This is a genomic window from Streptomyces sp. NPDC031210, from assembly GCF_055570395.1.
Genome location: NZ_JBVIHH010000013.1, coordinates 1 through 17,283 on the forward strand (window position 1 = coordinate 1; position 17,283 = coordinate 17,283).

The window sequence follows — 17,283 nt, forward strand, 5'->3', positions numbered from 1 at the left end:
CCCCCCCCCCCCCCCCCCCCCCCCCCCCCCCCCCCCCCCCCCCCCCCCCCCCCCCCCCCCCCCCCCCCCCCCCCCCCCCCCCCCCCCCCCCCGGGGCCGTGGCAGGGAACTCGCGTGCCGTCCGCAGCTCTGCGCTGCGGACGGCTTGACCACTCCCGGATCCACATTGCACCGAGTGCATTTCTCTCATTGCCTTGAGGTACTGGCGTCTATAGCATCGAGGCGTCAAATAGCAGCGGGAGGGGTGTCGCCATGGGGCGGGTATTTTCCGGAGAGGTCGAGGTCGCCTATGAGGACGAGGGGGCGGGAGATCCCCTGGTACTCATTCACGGCCACCCCTTCGATCGTTCGATGTGGCGTCCGCAAATCGACTTCTTCAGCCGGGCCGGATGGCGGGTGATAGCCCCGGATCTGCGTGGATACGGCGAGAGCAGCGTCGTACCCGGCAAGACCACGTTGGATGTTTTCGTGCGCGACATTGTCGCTCTGCTCGACGATCTCGGGATCGAGCAATTCGTCCTGGGCGGCCTCTCCATGGGCGGGCAGATCGCCATGGAGTTCTACCGGCTCTTCCCGGGGCGTATTCGGGGCCTCCTGCTCGCCGACACCTTCGCCGCCGCGGAAACGGACGAAGGCAAGGCCCACCGTTACGCCATGGCGGAGCGCCTTCTCAACGAGGGCATGTCCGGCTATGCGCAGGAAGTGCTGCCGAAAATGGTTTCGCCTCACAATATCCGCACGCAGCCGGCGGTCGCGAAGCACGTCCTGGAAATGATGCGGGGAACGGACCCCACGGGTGCCGCGGCGGCACTGCGTGGGCGCGCCGAGCGACCCGACTACACCCGCATGCTCGCGCAGGTCGCCGTACCGACGTTGGTGGTCGTGGGCACGGAGGACGAGTTCACTCCGGTAAGCGACGCCCAGCTCATCCACGACCGGGTGCCCGATTCCCGACTGGCAGTCATCCAGCAGGCCGCACATATGCCGAACCTGGAACGCCCGACCGAGTTCAACACCGCGTTGGAGCGGTTCCTCGACTCGCTGCCCGGGCGGGCGTCGGCGGCGGTGGCGACGGCGCAGGCGCGGGCGCAGGAGTGACGGGGCTCGCGGTGATTGCCCCGGGGGCTGGCGGATGGCAGATGGCAGATGGCAGATGGCGGATGGCGGATGGCACACCGTCGCGCTCCCCGACCGCCGCCATGCAAGTGATCTCGCGCGCCCCATGCGGAGGAATTCCCGGCCCTGACTCCGATCGAGTGGCGCGGCCCGGTCAGGGATATAGCGCGAAACCCTCAACCGTCAGTTGCCGGAGGCTGCGACAGCCGCAGAATCGACACCCGCTCGGCGCCCTGAGCGCCTCACCCACTAATGGGTCAATTACGCGTGCCCACTAAGGGCTTGTTGTCGTATTAATTGCCTCAACCCCAACCGATGGGAGATCAATATGCGGATCCGAACCGCTATCGCCGCGGCCGGCCTGGCCGTCGGCACAGTCCTGGGTGCCGCGGGTGGTGCCGTCGCCGACTCCGAAGCTCATGCGAAGGCACACCACTCTTCGGGATTCCTCTCCGGCAACATCATCCAGATCCCGTTTCACATCCCGATCAACGTGTGCGGCAACTCCGTCAACTTCATCGGGCTGCTGAACCCGGTATTCGGCGTCACGTGCTCGAACCACTGATGGTCTGACTGGCCGGTGGTGCCGCGACGTCCGCGTGGCGGCACCACCACCCCGATGCGGTTCGCCGTCCAGCGGGACGGGTTTGCCGTCGCGCGTCGGCCACGTGTGCGCGCTACGACGGAGGCCCGCCGGTCCCCGGATGATGGTGCCCGGGCCCTGGATCCTGCGGCTGTTCCGCCAAGGCGGGGTCGGGGGTGGGGACCCATTCGTGGGGGCGGCCACCGCGCCATTGCACTCGCGCCGGATCGTCCAGCAGTGCCTCGTCCGCGGGCAGTCCCGCGCGGCTCAGGAACCTCAGCAGGTCGCCGTCGTTGTAGGCGGTGCCCAGGACCTGGATGCGGCCGGCCGCGCGCGCCGAGACCCGGCGCCCGCCTTGGTCGTCGATGTCATGAACCGTGAGGTGAGCGGCCATGCCTCCAGCGTGCGCCGAACCGTGATCTGCCGCATTTCGGGTCGGTGACGGAGCGGGGCGGTGGCTCGATCTCCGGCGTCAGTAGTCGGCACGCACCGGGGGCACGGATCGCTCCAGTGGCGCAGAGCCTACGGCTCTCTCTCCTACGGCCTCACCGTTTGCGTGTGCCGCCGCACCATGGGAACGATCGTTCCCCCCGGCAAGCGGACCCTGCCGAGCCCGGGCGCCCCGGTCGGTCTCCGCGCCAGCCCAGCACCGGACGGAACCGGTGCACGCGGGACAACGGGACGACGCAACGAAGCTGGACCAGGAACTGGGGGCACAGGCGCTGGAGTTGCCCCGGTCGGCCGGGCCGCAAGTCGCGCGTACGCCCTATGACCTGGGCTTCCGCGGTCCGGCGGGACGGGGAGGTGCCATCCGTCCCGCCGTGCGGCCCGGCCGGTCCGGCACGTGTGTCGACGGCAGCCCCGGCCGTCGACACGTGCGCACGTACGTCTACGTGCTCAGATCGCTCCGCAGTCGGAGATGGTGATCTTGGCGCTGACCTTCCCGTTCGACGAGCCGTAGCCCTCGATCTTCTTGACCAGGCCCATGCTCTCCTCGTCGGCGACCTCTCCGAAGACGACGTGCTTGCCGTCCAGCCACGACGTCACCACGGTGGTGATGAAGAACTGGGAGCCGTTGGAGTTCGGGCCGGCGTTGGCCATCGACAGCAGGCCCGGCTTGTTGTGCTTGAGCTTGAAGTTCTCGTCGGGGAACTTCTCGCCGTAGATGCTCTTGCCGCCGGTGCCGTCACCGCGGGTGAAGTCGCCGCCCTGCAGCATGAAGTCCGGAATGACCCGGTGGAAGGACGAGCCCTTGTACCCGAACCCCTTCTCGCCGGTGGCCAGCGCGCGGAAGTTCTCCACCGTGTCGGGCACGACGTCGTCGAACAGGTTGAAGTTGATCCGCCCGGCAGGCGCGTCGTTGATGGTGATGTCGAAATAAACCTTGGTCGTCATGGCGCCATCCTGACATCCCGGGCTCCCTTCAGCGACTCGCGCCCCAGCCGCTACGCCCCTACGGACCGCTACTGCTCCGGTGTTCAGCGCGCTGAACACCGGAGAGAACCTTGGCTGAGCCTCCGGAATCCGGGGGACGAGGGGGTGGGCACCGGACGGGGAACGGCCGCGGGGACGGCGGGCAGTCGGCCCCGCCGCCGGCCGCCGCTAACGCTTCGGCGCCCTCTTGGGCTTCTCGCCTCGCACGGAAGGCTGATCCGCGTCGGTCTGACGCGGGTCGATGTCCTTGCGTTCGCCGCCCATGCTGACTCCTGAAGTTGTCGGGGACTGGATGCGTGCGTGACGTTGCCGCATCGCTCTTCCCATCACCTCACGCCCGGGCACGTCCGACGATGCGCACCTACTCCGTATGGAGGGTGGGCCACCGCCTGTCGCCCCGGTCGGCGTCGCGGAGCCCCGTCGCGGCAATCGGGTGTCTCCGCGAACGGACGGCATCGAGGAGGGGACGGGGCGGGGACAGCCAGGGACAGGGCGGGGACGGGGACGATGTACGGACAGCCAAGCGGCACCGTTAAGGCAGCCCGAAACGGGAGCGGGCCCGGGGGCGTAGCCTGCCCCCGAGCCCTGTGATGCCACCCCATTGCGCACGCCGGCACGGTTAAGAGCGCGGGTCAGTCATCATGTCGTCGTGTTCTGCCTTTGAACTACCGCGCATCGGAAAAAAGAGCTGCACGGGCCGGACTTGAACCGGCATCCGACGACCAGGCCCGGCCCGGTCGATCCGGCGATGGGTGGCGAATACTGAGACTGGAGCAAGAGTCTGAGATTGATAGCGGTCCGCCTCTGCCGAGTTGGGCTACCGCGGCATGTGAGCCGCGGGGAGGACTTGAACCCCCACTGGAGACCGCTTTCGTCACGACAAGCTTCAGTTTCAGCTTGCGCTCCTCGCGCACCCCGGCCGCACTGGGGCGCCCGGGGAGTTATGGACGCTACCCGAACAGGTAGCCGAAGACGAGCTCGCCCACCCGCTCGTCGGTGATGTCGATGCCGTTCGCCTCTTCCCGGGCGAATTTCACCGCCTGCTGCAACTTCTCGACCCTGTCCAGCAGTTCGTTCACCCGTCGCGCCGGCAGCGCGCCGGAGAACTTCACGGTCGTCCAGTAGCCGACCGGGACGTCCTCGTAATAGACGTCGACCTGCGCCGGGTGCTTGTCGGTGGCTTCCGCCTTCACGTGGTTGCGGGGGACCTTCTTCGTCCGCACCGTCCTGACCGGCTCGGTCTTCCAGGCGTCCGTCGACGGGTCCTGGACCCAGGACTCCGACGCGTCCAGCACCGGAAGCTTCCGGATGAAGGTGTTCACATCGGTGAGCTGCTTCTCGAGGAACAGCAGGTAGGAGACCGGGACCTGGCTGAGCAGCGTCCGCCCCTCCACCTTCACGTCGGCCCGCGCCGTGCAGTTGGCCCAGTCCTTGGTGGCGGTCACGTCAAAGAGCCGCGTCAGCGTTTCGGCCGTCTCCCGGAGCACTTGCTCGGCCTTCACCTGCACCCGCGTCGACTCGGGCGGCAACTGCTCGCCCTCCTCGTCCTTGGGCTGGTACGTACGGGAGATCCCGGCCAAAAGCGCCGGCTTCTGCAGGCCGTGGTGAGCGGCCGTCAAGTCCTGGTGGGTCTTGGACTTGACGCCCTTCTCCACGGCAATTATCTGATTGAGTTTCGCCACGTCGGTAACGTACCAGCGATATCCGCCGTGAACCGAATGGTTTTTCGAGCGCGGTGACTTACTCGACTCGGCGGCCTTGGCGCCCCCAGGGCGAATCACGAATCGATGGGGCCTCCCGGAGCGGCGCGGCCTCCCGGAGCACAGCGGACGGCTCGTCCGACCTCACGGCCTCCGTGCGTCGGCCCGCCGGCGCCCCGGCCGACTGAGGGCGAGGAGTCCAGGCCAGATGACGGCCACGACCCCCGCACGGTGAGCGCCGAGTCAGGTCCTTTGAGGCCGCGCCACCCTCACCACACAGCCAACTTTTCCTTTCAGCGGAAACTTGATTCCGCCTGACGGTAAGCTTGGGGCGCTCCTCTCGTGCGCCACCGCCGCATGCACTGACCCGCATCGACTCCCGCCAGGAGGCAGGAAATGAGCGAGACCCGCGTCGCCCTGATCACCGGTTCGTCCTCTGGAATCGGTGCCGCCATCGCCCGGCGGATGGCGGCGGAAGGCATCAACGTCGTCGTCAACTCCGCGCGGAGCGAGACCGCCGGCAAGGAGCTGGCCGCGGAGCTGCCGGACGCGATATACGTGCGAGGAGATGTGGCGGATCCGGACGACGCCCGGCGCATTGTGGAAACCGCCGTCAACGCCTACGGGCGGCTGGACATTCTCGTCAACAACGCCGGCGCGACCCGATTCATACCGCTCGACGACGTCAACGCGGCCGACGCCGACGTCTGGCGGTCCATTTTCGAGGTCAACGTCATCGGCGTCTGGCAGATGATCACCGCCGCCCTTCCCAATCTCCGCGCCAGCGGCTCGGGGGCGATCGTGAACATCTCCTCCGTCTCGGGCACCCGCGCACTGGGCAGTTCGATCCCCTACGCCGTCAGCAAGGCCTCGCTCAACCACATGACCCGTCTGCTCGCCACCCAGCTCGGCCCCTCGATCCGGGTGAACGCCATCGCACCCGGGCTGATCGACACGCCCTGGTACGACGACGCGGAGGATGTCTGGGAGAGCTCGCGGGAGTGGATCACCGCCAACACCCCGCTGCGCAGGGTCGGCACGCCTCAGGACGTGGCGGAGGCGGCTCTGTATCTGGTGAACGCCGCCTACACGACCGGCGACATCCTGACCGTCGACGGCGGTCGGCACGTCGTCTGACTGTTTCCCGTGCGCGTGACGGCCCGTAGTCCGGACCCGTACAAGGATCTCCGCCGGACCCGGTATGCGGGCCGCTACCGTCGCCGTCGCCGTCGCACCCTCGCACCCTCGCACCGCCGCCCGCCGCCCGCCGCCCGTCACCCCGCCGTCAACTCGTAGCCCGACGGACCGCCTCGCCTCAGCGGGCGCTTGCCGGGGCGTCCTCCGTTGCCGGCTGCGCGGTCTCGGCCTCTTCGGGTGTGTCCGGTGGGGGCTTGCGTACCGCGAGGGTGACGAGGGCGCCCGCTGTCATGATCGCCACGGGCAGCAGATAGGCGATCCGGATGGCGCTGGTGGTGTCGCCGTCGGCCAACTGCGTTTGGAGTACGGCGCCGATGGCCGCGGAGCCGAGCAGGCTGCCGCACAACCGGGTGGTGTTGAACACGCCGGAGGCCGAACCCGCCATGGTCGGCGCGATGTTCTTGAAGGCCATCACGCTCGCCGGCGCGAAGGCCACCCCCATGCCCACGCCGACGCAGAACAGACCCGGCAGCAGGACGGGCCAGCCGGAGCCGTCCCGGATCAGTGCCGCCATGAGTCCGATGCCGCCCGCGAAGAAGGCCAGGCCGACGATCAGCACGTATTTGCCGCCGAAGCGGTCGGTCAGCTTGCCGGAGTACGGGGCGATGAACACCGACACCAGGGGCGCCACGGCCACCAGCAGACCGGCCTGGAAGGCGGAGAACGCCTGCACTTCCTGGAGGTACAGCGGAGTGAGCAGCATCATTCCGCCCAGTCCGCACGGCAGCACGCCGACCACCAGAGCCATCAGGGAGAAGTTGCGGTCGCGCAGCACCGCGAACGGCACCAGCGGATCGCGGTCCTGCCGCCCGCGTTCGACCAGGAAGAACACGGCGAGCGCCACGACACCCGCGGCGGAGAGAAGCGGCACGGTGACCGGCCCCCACAGGGTGCCCCAGTGGTGCGCCTCGCCTTCGAGGAGCGCGTAGACGACGGCGAGCATCGCGGCGGCCAGGACCGCCGCGCCGAGCACATCGAGTCGCTGCTTGCGTTCGCTCTCCAGCTTGGGCACGGCGAGCATCACCAGGACGGCGCCGATGACGCCGACGGGGACGTTGATGTAGAAGATCCACCGCCAGCCCAGCGTGGCCGCCAGCAGTCCGCCGAAGGTGGGGCCGGCCGCCGCGACGATCCCGGCGAAGCCGCCCCACACGCCCATCGCGCTGCCACGCCGGTCCGCGGGGAAGACGCGGGTGATGATGACGATGGTCTGCGGGGTGAGCAGGGCCGCGCCGACTCCCTGGAGCAGCCGGGCCGCGATGGCCTGGCCCGGGTCCTGGGCCAGTCCGCAGCAGACCGAGGCGAGGGTGAAGCCGGCCAGGCCGACCAGGAAGACCCGGCGCGGGCCGAACATGTCGGCCAGGCGGCCGCCGATCACCAGGAGCGCCGCGTAGGAGAGCAGATAGGCGTTGATCACCCACAGCACCTGGTCGAGGCCCGCGTCGAGGCCCGTACCGATTTCGGCGAGTGCCACGTTCACCGCCGTGGTGTCCAGCAGGACCACGGCGCTGGCGAAGCAGATGGCGAACATCGCCCACCAGGGCGTACGCATCCTCGTCAGCAGCCGCTCGCGGAACGGCGGTGGCGATCCGGCCGGTTCGGCGGCTCGGGCGCCCCTCACGCGGCCTCGCCCTCCATCGCGCGGACCAGGCTGCGCGGACGCATGTCCGTCCAGGTGGCTTCGATGTGGTCCAGGGCCGGCTGCCGCGGCGCGGGGCCGAATTCGGCCGTCCAGCCGGCGGGTATGTCGAGCTCGGCCGGCCACAGGGACCGCTGGCCTTCCTCGTTGACGAGCACCAGGTAGCTGCCTTCGGCGTTCTCGAAGGGGTTCGTCGTCTGCGCTGTCGTTGTCACTGTCTGCGTCTCTTCCCTCGTTGGGCGTGTGTGCGGGTGCGTGCGGGTGAGATGGACGGGTGGGAGGGGTGGGGAGGGCGGTTTTCCGCTCAGTTGGCGGCGGACCGGCGCAGGGCCGCGACGAGTGGACCGGCGATCTCGGACAACGGCCCCGGTTGCGTCATCGCGCCGTGTTCGCAGGCCAGGTGCAGGTCCTCGATGCGTCCCGTGACATGGGGCCGCCAGGACTCGGCCGTCGGGTCGGCGGCGGTCTTGTCGAGCGTCGCCCTGAAGAACAACAGGTCGCCGTCGAACACCCCGTGCTCGGCCTCCCGCGCCAGCCGGACATGGTCCGCGAACACGGTGGCGAGTGCGGTCAGCCTGCTCTCCTCCAGCGCCGCCAGCGGACTGCCCTCGGTTTCGAGAAGTTCCAGCAGGCGGGGCGTGGACAGCGGCCGCCCGTCCTCGTCATGGGTGCGGAAGCCCAGCGAGTCGAGGAGTCCGGCGAGGTCGTGCCCGTCGCCGTCGGCGGATCGCGGCGGTACGGCTTCACGCGTCCGGCCGCCGGCCGGGTAGCTGTCCATGAGGGCCAGTACGGCCACCCGCTCGCCCTGGGCCTGCAGCCGGACGGCGATCTCATGGGCGACGCCGCCGCCGAAGGACCAGCCGAGCAGATGGTAGGGGCCGGTCGGCTGGACCTTGCGGATCTGCTGGAGGTAGTCCTCCGCCATCTCGCCGAGCGTCGACGCCCTGTTGTCCGGCTCGGTGAGCCCGCGCGACTGCAGCCCGTACAGAGGTGTGTCGACGTCGAGGTGCCGCAGCAGTCCGGAGTAGACCCAGCCGATGCCGGCCGCGGGATGCACACAGAACAGGGGCGGCCGCGTGCCCTGGGAGCGGAGCGGCAGCAGTACGTCGAAGTCGCCCTGGCTGTCGGCGTGGTCGAGTTGGTTGGTGAGGGTGGCGACGGTGGGTGCTTCGAAGAGGGTGCGGATGCTCAGTTCCGCACCGAGGGCGGTGCGGATGCGGCTGACGAGGCGGGTGGCGAGGAGGGAGTGGCCACCCAGTTCGAAGAAACTGTCGTCGATACCGACCCGGGGCAGGCCCAGCACCTCGGCGAACAACCCGCACAACACCTCCTCGCGAGGGGTGCGCGGCGCCCGACCCGAGACAGCCAGAGCGAGATCCGGTTCCGGAAGTGCCTTGCGGTCCAGCTTGCCCGACGGCGTCAGCGGCAACGCCTCCAGCACCACGATCACGGCCGGGACCATGTAGTCCGGCAGCTCCCCGGCAAGGAACGAGCGTACGGCGGCAGGGTCGGGAGCGGCCCCGGACGCCGGCACGACGTAACCGATCAACTGCTTGAGCCCGCCCGCGTCCTCACGGACCACGACGACCGCTTGGTCGACGGCGGGATGACGTACGAGCGCGGTCTCTATCTCACCGAGTTCGATGCGGAAGCCCCGGATCTTGACCTGATGGTCGACCCGGCCGAGGAACTCCAGATTGCCGTCGGCACGCCACCGCGCCAGATCACCCGTCCGATACATACGCGAGCCGGACGGACCGAACGGATCGGCGACGAAACGCTCGCCGGTCAGGGCCGGACGCCGCAGATAACCACGCGCCAGACCCGCCCCCGCGATATACAACTCGCCCGACACACCGACCGGGACGGGCTGCAGCCGACTGTCCAGGACATAGGTGCGGGTGTTCCAGATGGGCCGGCCGATCGGCGGCGCCACCTCCGACGGCGCCAACGGATCACTCATCGTCGCCACAACCGTCGACTCCGTAGGCCCATAGACCTGCATCACCGTACGACCCGGAGACCACCGCTCCACCATGTCCGCCGGCAACGCCTCACCACCGACCACAAAACCCCGCAACGACGGCAGATCACCCTCCGGCAACGAAATCAACATCGGAGCCACCAGATCCGTGTGCGTGACCTGGAAATCGGAGACCAGCCGGGCCAACTCCTCGCCCACCACCCGCTGCTCCGGGCCCGGAACCACCAACGCCGCACCCGAACTCAACGTCATGGCGATATCCGCCATCGACACATCGAAACTGATCGACACCACGAGGAGGAACCGGCAACCCACCCCCAGCCCGAGCCGCTCCGCATGCACCCCCGCCACACTCGCCACACCCGCGTGCGAAACCACCACACCCTTCGGACGACCCGTCGAACCCGACGTATAGATCACATACGCCGGATGCGACATCCGCAGTGGTGACAGACGCTCGGCGTCCGACACGGTGTGCGCGGCGCACTCGGCCATCGCCGCCACGGTGTCCGGGGCGTCGAGGACGATGACCGGCACGGATACCCCGGTCCCCGCTTCCCTGACCTGGTCGGCGACGGCGGTGGTGGTGACGACGGCGATGGGCCGCCCATCGGCGAGCATGTAGGCGATACGGTCCGCCGGATACCCCGGATCAATGGGCAGATAGGCCGCACCGGTCTTCAACACCGCCAACCACGCAACGATCATCTCGACGGAGCGAGGGACGGCCAGCGCCACGAACCGCTCCGGGCCCACACCCCGCCCGATGAGAAGACGCGCCAGACGATTGGCACGCTCATCCAACTCCCGATACGACACCACGCACTCGCCGAACACCACCGCATCCGCGTCCGGGGTACGCGCCACCTGGGCCTGCACCAACTCCGGCAACGTCAGCTCGGGAACCTCCCGCACCGTGTCGACCCACTCGCCCACGACCTGAGCACGCTCACCCGGCGACAGCACCTCCACCGCACCAATACGGCGACCCGGATCCGCCACCAACGCCTCGACCACCCGCACCAACATCCCCGCGAACCGCTCCACCGTCACCCGGTCAAACAAATCCGCAGAAAACTCCACCACCCCCTCAACCCCACCAGCACGCCCACCCGCACCAAACCGCTCCACCACATCAACCACCAGATCGAAGTTGGCGGTCTCGCGGTCGAAGGTGTGCTCGGTGGCGGTGAGGCCGGGGAATCGCAGCTCCTGATCCGGGGTGTTCTGGAGAACGAGCAGGATCTGGAAGAGGGGGTGGCGGGACAGGGAACGCGTCGGGTTGAGGACCTCCACCAAGCGCTCGAAGGGCAGGTCCTGGTGCGCGAACGCCGTCAGGTCCGTTTCCCGCACCCGGCCGAGCAGCTCCGCGAACGTCGGGTCGCCCGAGGTGTCGGTGCGCAGGACGAGGGTGTTGAGGAACAGTCCTACGAGGTCGTCCAGGGCTTCGTCCGTACGTCCGGCGACGGGGGTGCCGAGGGGGATGTCCGTGCCCGCACCCCACCGCGTCAACGCCACCGCCAACGCCGACTGCAACACCATGAACGACGTCACCCCATACGCACGGGCAACCCCACGCAACCCCTCATGCAACTCCGCCGACAACACCACCGGAACCGACCCACCACGAAAACTCCCCCGCACCGGACGCGGCCGATCCACCGGCAAATCCAACTGATCCGGCAACTCCGCCAACCCGCCCCTCCAGTAAGCCAACTGGCGCGCGCTCAAACTCTCCTCATCCGCCTCATCACCCAGCACCTCGCGCTGCCACAACGCGAAGTCGGCGTACTGCACCGGCAACTCCGACCAACGCGGAACACCACCGCCACACCGCGCCGCATACGCCCACGACACATCCCGCGCCAAGGGACCCAACGACCAGCCGTCACCAGCAATGTGATGTAGCACCAGCAACAGCACGTGCTCTTGCATGCCCAGCCGGAACACGTGCGCCCGCAGCGGCACCTCCTCGCTCAGGTCGAAGCCGCGTCCTGCGGCTGTCACGAGGGCGCGGTCCAGAGCGTCCGCGCTGACCTCGGTGACTTCCAGCGGCACGGTGACGTCCTCGGGGTCGAGGATGAGCTGGTACGGCTGCCCGCCGGCTTCGCGGAAGACGGTGCGCAGCGCCTCGTGCCGCTCCACGAGGTCGCCGAGCGCGCGATACAGCGCCGCCACGTCGAGATCGCCCGACAACCGGAGCGCGATCGGCATGTTGTAGAAGGCACTGTTGCCCTCCAGCTTGCCGACCAGCCACAGCCGCTGCTGGCCGTACGAGGCCGGTATCCGCTCCGGGCGCTCGGCGGGCCGCAGGGCGGGGCGGCGTGCCGTATCCGTGTGGTCGAGTTGGTTGGTGAGGGTGGCGACGGTGGGTGCTTCGAAGAGGGTGCGGATGCTCAGTTCCGCACCCAGAGTGGTGCGGATGCGGCTGACGAGGCGGGTGGCGAGGAGAGAGTGGCCACCCAGTTCGAAGAAACTGTCGTCGATACCGACCCGGGCCAGGCCCAGCACCTCCGCGAACAACCCGCACAACACCTCCTCGCGAGGGGTGCGCGGAGCCCGACCGGACACAGCCAGGGCCAGGTCCGGTTCCGGAAGTGCCTTGCGGTCCAGCTTGCCCGACGGCGTCAGCGGCAACGCCTCCAGCACCACGATCACGGCCGGGACCATGTAGTCCGGCAGCTCCCCGGCAAGGAACGAGCGTACGGCGGCAGGGTCGGGAGCGGCTCCGGACGCCGGCACGACGTAACCGATCAACTGCTTGAGCCCGCCCGCGTCCTCGCGTACGGCAACGACTGTCTGAGCCACCTGCGGATGTTGCTTCAACGCGGCTTCGATTTCGCCGAGTTCGATGCGGAAGCCCCGGATCTTGACCTGATGGTCGACCCGGCCGAGGAACTCCAGATTGCCGTCGGCACGCCACCGCGCCAGATCACCCGTCCGATACATACGTGAGCCGGACGGACCGTACGGATCGGCGACAAAGCGTTCGCCGGTCAGGGCCGGACGCCGCAGATAACCACGCGCCAGACCCGCCCCCGCGATATACAACTCACCCGACACACCGACCGGGACGGGCTGAAGCCGACTGTCCAGGACATAGGTGCGGGTGTTCCAGATGGGCCGGCCGATCGGCGGCGCCACCTCCGACGGCGCCAACGGATCACTCATCGTCGCCACAACCGTCGACTCCGTAGGCCCATAGACCTGCATCACCGTACGACCCGGAGACCACCGCTCCACCATGTCCGCCGGCAACGCCTCACCACCGACCACGAAACCCCGCAACGACGGCAGATCACCCTCCGGCAACGAGATCAGCATCGGAGCCACCAGATCCGTGTGCGTGACCTGGAAATCGGAGACCAGCCGGGCCAACTCCTCGCCCACCACCCGCTGCTCCGGGCCCGGAACCACCAACGCCGCACCCGAACTCAACGTCATGGCGATATCCGCCATCGACACATCGAAACTGATCGACACCACGAGGAGGAACCGGCAACCCACCCCCAGCCCGAGCCGCTCCGCATGCACCCCCGCCACACTCGCCACACCCGCGTGGGAGACCACCACACCCTTCGGACGACCCGTCGAACCCGACGTATAGATCACATACGCCGGATGCGACATACGCAGTGCGTCGCCGTGCCGCTCGTCAGGCGTCGGGGCGGTTTCCGGATAGCCGGCCAGCGCCTCGATGGTGGCCGGGGCGTCCAGCACCACGACCGGTATGCCGGTCCCGGCTCCGGATGCGGTGATCTGGTCGGCGACGGCGGTGGTGGTGACGACGGCGATGGGCCGCCCGTCGTCGAGCATGTAGGCAATACGGTCCGCCGGATACCCCGGATCAATGGGCAGATAGGCAGCACCGGTCTTCAACACCGCCAACCACGCAACGATCATCTCCACCGAGCGCGGGACGGCCAACGCCACGAACCGCTCCGGGCCCACACCCCGCCCGATGAGAAGACGCGCCAGTCGATTGGCTCGCTCATCCAACTCCCGATACGACACCACGCACTCGCCGAACACCACCGCATCCGCGTCCGGAGTACGCGCCACCTGCGCCTGCACCAACTCCGGCAACGTCAGCTCGGGAACCTCCCGCACCGTGTCGACCCACTCGCCCACCACCCGAGCACGCTCACCCGGCGAGACCACCTCCACCGCACCAATACGGCGACCCGGATCCGCCACCAACGCCTCGACAACCCGCACCAACATCCCCGCGAACCGCTCCACCGTCACCCGGTCAAACAAATCCGCAGAAAACTCCACCACCCCCTCAACCCCACCAGCACGCCCACCCGCACCAAACCGCTCCACCACATCAACCACCAGATCGAAGCCGGCGGCACCGGAGTTGATCTCCTCCATCCGGGCGGTGAGGCCCGGCATGCTCAGGTCGGTCTGCGGGCTCTCCTGGAAGGCGAGCAGGATCTGGAAGAGGGGGTGGCGGGACAGGGAACGCGTCGGGTTGAGGACCTCCACCAAGCGCTCGAAGGGGACGTCCTGGTGAGCCAGCGCGGCCAGGTTCGTCTCGCGGACGCGGCTCAGCAGCTCCGCGAACGTCGGGTCGCCCGAGGTGTCGGTGCGCAGCACCAGCGTGTTCACGAAGAAGCCGATGAGGTCGTCCAGGGCTTCGTCCGTACGTCCGGCGACGGGGGTGCCGAGCGGGATGTCCGTGCCCGCACCCCACCGCGTCAACGCCACCGCCAACGCCGACTGCAACACCATGAACGACGTCACCCCATACGCACGGGCAACCCCACGCAACCCCTCATGCAACTCCGCCGACAACACCACCGGAACCGACCCACCACGAAAACTCCCCCGCACCGGACGCGGCCGATCCACCGGCAAATCCAACTGATCCGGCAACTCCGCCAACACGCCCCTCCAGTAGGCCAACTGGCGCGCGCTCAAACTCTCCTCATCCGCCTCATCACCCAGCACCTCACGCTGCCACAACGCGAAGTCCGCATACTGCACCGGCAACTCCGACCAACGCGGAACACCACCGCCACACCGCGCCGCATACGCCCGCGACACATCCCGCGCCAACGGGCCCAGCGAACGTCCATCACCGGCGATGTGATGCAGCACCAGCAACAGCACGTATGCGTGCGCGCCCTCACTCGCCCCGTCGTCACCCACGCGGAACAGATGCGTCCGCAGTGGGATCTCCTCGCTCAGGTCGAAGGTATCGGCGGCGGCGGAGCGCAGTGCCTCGGCCAGGTGTGCGTGGTCGACCGTGTGCTCGGTCAGCCGGGGACGGGCCTCCTCGGCGGGCAGGACGAGCTGGTACGGCTCGCCGTCCGCCTCGCGGAAGACGGTGCGCAGTACCTCGTGCCGCTCCACGAGGTCGCCGAGCGCGGCGCGCAGAGCGGCGTGGTCGAGGTTTCCGTGGAGGTGCAGGGCCAGCGGGATGGTGTAGAGCGCGCCGTCGCTGTCGGTGTCGATCCGGTTGAGGAACCACTGTCCGCGCTGCTGGTACGACAGCGGTGTGCGGTCCGGCCGTTCGGCCACCCGCTCCAGGGCCGCGGAGTACTGGCCGGTGCCGCCGACGGCCCGGGCGAGCGCGCTCACGGTCGGGGTACGGAACACCTCGGCGACGGCCGGCTCGGTGCCGAACTCCTTGCGGATGCTCCGGATCAGGCGGACGGCGAGCAGGGAGTCGCCGCCGAGGTCGAAGAAGTCGTCGTCCACGCCGACCTGGGGAAGGCCGAGCACCTCGGCGAAGAGTGCGCACAGCCGCTCCTCCCGGACGTCGGCCGGGGGCCTGCTCCCGGTGGCGGCGGAGACCGGTTCCGGGGCGGGCAGGGCCGCGCGGTCGAGCTTGCCGTTGGCGGTGAGCGGCAGCCGGTCCAGCAGGACGACGGCGGAGGGGACCATGTGGGCGGGGAGCCGGGTGGTGGTGTGGTCGCGCAGGGCCGCGCCCGTGACACCGTCGCGGGCCGGTACGGCGTACCCGGTCAGCCGCCGGGTGCCCGGAGTGTCCTCGCGGACGACGGCGACGGCGTCGGTGACGTCCGGGTGCCCGGCGAGCACGGCCTCGATCTCGCCCAGCTCGATACGGAAACCGCGGATCTTGACCTGCTGGTCGGCTCGTCCGGCGTATTCGAGCAGGCCGTCGGCGCGGCGTCGCGCCAGGTCGCCCGAGCGGTACATACGGGTGCCGCGCTCGCCGAAGAGCGCGGCGAACGGGTCGGCGACGAAGCGTTCGGCGGTCAGCGCGGGGCGGCCCAGGTAGCCGCGGGCCAGGCCCGCGCCGGCGACGTAGATTTCGCCGGTGATCCCGGGCGGCACGGGCCGCAGCCGCTCGTCGAGGACGTAGACGCGCAGGTCGGGGATGTTGACGCCGATGGCGCCGGCCGGGCCCGTGGCAGCGGTGGCGCGGTCGAGGGGCATGTAGGAGACATGCACGGTGGTTTCCGTGATGCCGTACATGTTGACCAGGGTGGGCCCGTCGTCCGGGTGGCGGTCGTACCAGTCGGTGAGGCGGCCGGTGTCCAGCGCCTCGCCGCCGAACACGACGTAGCGCAGGGCCAGTGCGCTGCCGGGGCGCTCCCGGTCGGCGGCGGCCAGTTGGTAGAAGGCGGACGGGGTCTGGTTGAGGACGGTGACCCGTTCGCGGGCGAGCAGGTCGAGGAAGGCGTCCGGGTCACGGCTGACGAGGTGGGGGACGACGACGAGGCGGCCGCCGTGCAGCAGCGCGCCCCACAGTTCCCAGACCGAGAAGTCGAAGGCGTAGGAGTGGAACAGGGTCCAGACGTCCCGGTGGCCGAAGTCGAACCAGTGGCCGGTCGCGGAGAAGAGGCGTACGACGTTGTGCTGGGTGACCGGGACGCCCTTGGGGCGGCCGGTGGAGCCCGAGGTGTGGATGACGTACGCCAGGTCGGCGGGGAGCAGCGGCCGGGTGCGTTCGTGGTCGGTCAGGTCCTCCGGCGCGTAGGCCGTGTGCGCGGTGCCGTCGACCAGGAGGCGCGGGAGGTCGTTCGCGGGGAGTCGCGGCGCGGTGGCGGAGTCGGTGAGGAGCGCGGCCGGGGCGGCGTCCTCAAGCATGGAGGACAGCCGGTCGGCCGGGTAGTCCGGGTCCAGCGGCAGGTACGCGGCACCGGACTTGGCGACCGCGAGCAGGCCGACGACGAGCGCGAGGGAGCGGGGCAGGGCCAGCGCGACGACCTGGCCGGGGCCGATGCCGCGGGCGGCCAGGAGGCGGGCCAGGCGGTTGGCGTGTGCGGCCAGTTCGGCGTACGTGAGGGAGTCGCCGTCGCAGGTGACGGCGGTGCGGGCGGGGTGCTCGCGGGCGGCCCGTTCGAAGAGCGCGGGCAGGGTGGTGTCCGGGCCCGGTGCCTCCGGGAGGTCACCGCCGCGGTTTCCTTCGACGAGGGCGCGGTATGCGTCCTCGCTCAGGAGCGGGCGGCGGCCGGTCGGGCCGTCGGGCTGCGCGCCGTGCGATATCTCGGAACTCTTCGGCATTTCCCCGTCTTCCTTCACTGATGACGCCCGCGCAACGTCCAGTTGTTCGTGTGCTCGGTTGCTTGCTCGCTGCGGAATGAATGCGGATTCGTACGTGCTCGGGCGATCGGCCGCTCAGGCGCTCAACCCTGGTCGGGGGGCGAGGCGG

Annotated in this window: 9 protein-coding genes; 3 read left to right on the forward strand and 6 right to left on the reverse strand. The window is 69.2% G+C overall.

Translation table 11 applies throughout. From position 1 onward, the window contains the following. Positions 1 to 252: 252 nt before the first annotated feature. The gene (locus ACZ45Z_RS23090; RefSeq protein WP_468365451.1) at positions 253 to 1,098 is read left to right on the forward strand and encodes an alpha/beta fold hydrolase; all 846 of its coding nucleotides are present in this window, start codon (positions 253 to 255) and stop codon (positions 1,096 to 1,098) included. Between the two features lie 346 nt (positions 1,099 to 1,444). Next, positions 1,445 to 1,681: a chaplin gene (locus tag ACZ45Z_RS23095; RefSeq protein WP_468365454.1), complete on the forward strand. Its 237-nt coding sequence runs from the start codon at positions 1,445 to 1,447 to the stop codon at positions 1,679 to 1,681. A gap of 112 nt (positions 1,682 to 1,793) precedes the next feature. Here ACZ45Z_RS23095 and ACZ45Z_RS23100 read toward each other — a convergent pair whose 3' ends face one another. The 3 genes from ACZ45Z_RS23100 to ACZ45Z_RS23110 form a co-directional block, all read right to left on the reverse strand. Next, entirely contained in the window at positions 1,794 to 2,093 is a 300-nt protein-coding gene (locus ACZ45Z_RS23100) for a hypothetical protein (RefSeq protein ID WP_468365457.1), read from the reverse strand. Positions 2,094 to 2,596: 503 nt separating this feature from the next. Then, positions 2,597 to 3,094 (reverse strand): peptidylprolyl isomerase, encoded by a 498-nt coding sequence (locus ACZ45Z_RS23105; protein WP_468365460.1) that lies wholly within the window; start codon positions 3,092 to 3,094, stop codon positions 2,597 to 2,599. Positions 3,095 to 4,083: 989 nt separating this feature from the next. After that, the gene (locus ACZ45Z_RS23110; protein WP_468365462.1) at positions 4,084 to 4,815 is read right to left on the reverse strand and encodes a DUF7873 family protein; all 732 of its coding nucleotides are present in this window, start codon (positions 4,813 to 4,815) and stop codon (positions 4,084 to 4,086) included. 414 nt (positions 4,816 to 5,229) lie between these two features. On the opposite strand from ACZ45Z_RS23110, the gene ACZ45Z_RS23115 reads away from it, so the two are divergent. Beyond that, entirely contained in the window at positions 5,230 to 5,970 is a 741-nt protein-coding gene (locus ACZ45Z_RS23115; RefSeq protein ID WP_468365465.1) for an SDR family NAD(P)-dependent oxidoreductase, read from the forward strand. Between the two features lie 178 nt (positions 5,971 to 6,148). Here ACZ45Z_RS23115 and ACZ45Z_RS23120 read toward each other — a convergent pair whose 3' ends face one another. The 3 genes from ACZ45Z_RS23120 to ACZ45Z_RS23130 all read right to left on the reverse strand — a co-directional run bounded on the left by ACZ45Z_RS23120 (position 6,149) and on the right by ACZ45Z_RS23130 (position 17,135). Beyond that, a complete protein-coding gene (locus ACZ45Z_RS23120; RefSeq protein ID WP_468365467.1) occupies positions 6,149 to 7,651 on the reverse strand; it encodes an MFS transporter in 1,503 nt (500 codons plus the stop codon). After that, on the reverse strand, positions 7,648 to 7,884 hold the full coding sequence (locus ACZ45Z_RS23125; RefSeq protein ID WP_468365469.1) for an MbtH family protein: 237 nt from the start codon (positions 7,882 to 7,884) through the stop codon (positions 7,648 to 7,650). Before ACZ45Z_RS23125 ends, ACZ45Z_RS23120 begins: the two co-directional genes overlap by 4 nt. 89 nt (positions 7,885 to 7,973) lie before the next feature. Beyond that, positions 7,974 to 17,135 (reverse strand): non-ribosomal peptide synthetase, encoded by a 9,162-nt coding sequence (locus tag ACZ45Z_RS23130; protein ID WP_468365472.1) that lies wholly within the window; start codon positions 17,133 to 17,135, stop codon positions 7,974 to 7,976. Positions 17,136 to 17,283: the final 148 nt, after the last annotated feature.